This window comes from Flavobacterium degerlachei (genome assembly GCF_900106645.1).
GTDB classification, from domain to species: domain Bacteria; phylum Bacteroidota; class Bacteroidia; order Flavobacteriales; family Flavobacteriaceae; genus Flavobacterium; species Flavobacterium degerlachei.
Genome location: NZ_FNMV01000028.1, coordinates 2,300 through 5,490 on the forward strand (window position 1 = coordinate 2,300; position 3,191 = coordinate 5,490).

2 rRNA genes are annotated in these 3,191 nt (G+C 47.9%); both read left to right on the top strand.

From position 1 onward, the window contains the following. Positions 1 to 38 precede the first annotated feature (38 nt). Positions 39 to 2,923: ribosomal RNA gene (locus tag BLV91_RS16700) — 23S ribosomal RNA — on the top strand. A 154-nt stretch (positions 2,924 to 3,077) separates the two neighbouring features. Further along, a 5S ribosomal RNA gene (gene rrf / locus BLV91_RS16705) occupies positions 3,078 to 3,187 on the top strand. Positions 3,188 to 3,191: the final 4 nt, after the last annotated feature.

A 3,191-nucleotide genomic window follows, 5' to 3' on the forward strand; every position in this document is an offset into this window, starting at 1 on the left:
ATAGAAGAAAGAACGGCATTCTTAATTGAATGTTGGTACAATAAGCAAAATAAGGGCGTATGGGGGATGCCTTGGCTCTCAGAGGCGATGAAAGGCGTGATAAGCTGCGAAAAGCTACGGGGATCGGCACACACGATACGATCCGTAGATACCTGAATGGGGCAACCCACTATGTTGAAGACATAGTACACCTTCGGGTGGGCAAACCCGCTGAACTGAAACATCTAAGTAGGCGGAGGAGAAGAAAACAAAAGTGATTCCGTAAGTAGTGGCGAGCGAACGCGGATTAGCCCAAACCAATGTTGTTACGGCATGATTGGGGTTGTAGGACCACGTTATTTGTTGCGGATAGAATTAGAATCTACTGGAAAGTAGAGCCATAGAAGGTGATAGCCCTGTATAAGTAATAGAAGATAACGATAGTGGTATCCTGAGTAGGGCGGGACACGAGAAATCCTGTCTGAATTTGGCGGGACCATCCGCTAAGGCTAAATACTCCTGAGAGACCGATAGTGAACCAGTACCGTGAGGGAAAGGTGAAAAGAACCGTGAATAACGGAGTGAAATAGATCCTGAAACCATACGCTTACAAGCGGTCGGAGCCCCTTCGTGGGGTGACGGCGTGCCTTTTGCATAATGAGCCTACGAGTTAACGTTGCTGGCAAGGATAAGTGGTTAAGCCACGGATCCGTAGCGAAAGCGAGTCTGAATAGGGCGCTTTAGTCAGTAGTGTTAGACGCGAAACCGTGTGATCTACCCATGGACAGGTTGAAGCTGTGGTAACACATAGTGGAGGACCGAACCCGTTGACGTTGAAAAGTCTTGGGATGATCTGTGGGTAGGGGTGAAAGGCCAATCAAACTCGGAAATAGCTCGTACTCCCCGAAATGCATTTAGGTGCAGCGTTAGTTATAAAGTTATATAGAGGTAGAGCTACTGATTGGATGCGGGGGCTTCACCGCCTACCAATTCCTGACAAACTCCGAATGCTATATAATGTTCACTAACAGTGAGGGCTTGGGTGCTAAGGTCCAAGTCCGAGAGGGAAAGAACCCAGACCATCAGCTAAGGTCCCCAAATATATACTAAGTTGAAAGAACGAGGTTTGTCTGCATAGACAGCTAGGATGTTGGCTTGGAAGCAGCCATTCATTTAAAGAGTGCGTAACAGCTCACTAGTCGAGCGGACGAGCATGGATAATAATCGGGCATAAGTATATTACCGAAGCTATGGATTTACAATTTATTGTAAGTGGTAGGGGAGCATTCTAACAGGGTAGAAGGTGAGTCGTAAGGCCTGCTGGACCGGTTAGAAAAGAAAATGTAGGCATAAGTAACGATAATGCGGGCGAGAAACCCGCACACCGAAAGACTAAGGTTTCCACAGCTATGCTAATCAGCTGTGGGTTAGTCGGGACCTAAGGCGAACCCGAAAGGGACAGTCGATGGACAACGGGTTAATATTCCCGTACTACTGTTAACTGTGATGGGGTGACGGAGTGATGAAAGTGCCGCGAACTGACGGAATAGTTCGTTGAAGTACCTACCTATAAGCTGCGCAGGCAAATCCACGCGGCTTGGGGAAATACGATAGTACTCGGCGTCTTCGGACAAAGAGATAGTGCACCTAAGGGCTTCCAAGAAAAACCTCTAAACTTCAGGTTAATAGTACCCGTACCGCAAACCGACACAGGTAGTCGAGATGAGAATTCTAAGGTGCTCGAGAGATTCATGGCTAAGGAATTAGGCAAAATAGACCCGTAACTTCGGGAGAAGGGTCGCCAGCAGCAATGCTGGCCGCAGTGAAGAGGTCCAGGCGACTGTTTATCAAAAACACAGGGCTCTGCAAAATCGTAAGATGAAGTATAGGGCCTGACACCTGCCCGGTGCTGGAAGGTTAAGTGGAGATGTTATCTTCGGAGAAGCATTGAAATGAAGCCCCAGTAAACGGCGGCCGTAACTATAACGGTCCTAAGGTAGCGAAATTCCTTGTCGGGTAAGTTCCGACCTGCACGAATGGTGTAACGATCTGGACACTGTCTCAGCCATGAGCTCGGTGAAATTGTAGTAGCGGTGAAGATGCCGCTTACCCGCAGTGGGACGAAAAGACCCTGTGCACCTTTACTATAGCTTAGTATTGACCTTGGATAAATGATGTGTAGGATAGGTTGGAGACTGTGAAGTGGCGTCGCTAGGCGTTGTGGAGTCATTGTTGAAATACAACCCTTTGTTTATCTGAGGCCTAACCCCGCGTTTGCGGGGGACATTGCTTGGTGGGTAGTTTGACTGGGGTGGTCGCCTCCAAAAGAGTAACGGAGGCTTCTAAAGGTTCCCTCAGTACGCTTGGTAACCGTGCGTAGAGTGCAATGGCATAAGGGAGCTTGACTGAGAGACATACAGGTCGATCAGGTACGAAAGTAGAGCATAGTGATCCGGTGGTTCCGCATGGAAGGGCCATCGCTCAAAGGATAAAAGGTACGCCGGGGATAACAGGCTGATCTCCCCCAAGAGCTCATATCGACGGGGGGGTTTGGCACCTCGATGTCGGCTCGTCACATCCTGGGGCTGGAGAAGGTCCCAAGGGTTGGGCTGTTCGCCCATTAAAGTGGCACGCGAGCTGGGTTCAGAACGTCGTGAGACAGTTCGGTCTCTATCTACTGTGGGCGCAAGAAATTTGAGTGGATCTGATTCTAGTACGAGAGGACCGAATTGGACAAACCTCTAGTGTATCTGTTGTCACGCCAGTGGCACCGCAGAGTAGCTACGTTTGGAAGGGATAAGCGCTGAAAGCATATAAGCGCGAAACCCACCACAAGATGAGATTTCTTTTAAGGGTCGTAGGAGATGACTACGTTGATAGGCTATAGATGTAAAGGCAGTAATGTCATAGTCGAGTAGTACTAATAACCCGTAAGCTTATGTACACTTTTCCTCCCGAGCAATCGGGAGGAAGAAACTTTCTAATAAAAATACTTTTTTCTTTATCTCAGTATGTTAAGATATTATCCAATTGATAATTAACAATTTATAATTGATAATTAACATTGGAAATGATTGCCCAAAGCAATTGTAACCTCTTAAGGTGGTTATTGCGGCGGGGCTCACCTCTTCCCATCCCGAACAGAGTAGTTAAGCCCGCCTGCGCAGATGGTACTGCAGTTATGTGGGAGAGTATGTCGTCGCCTTTCTTTA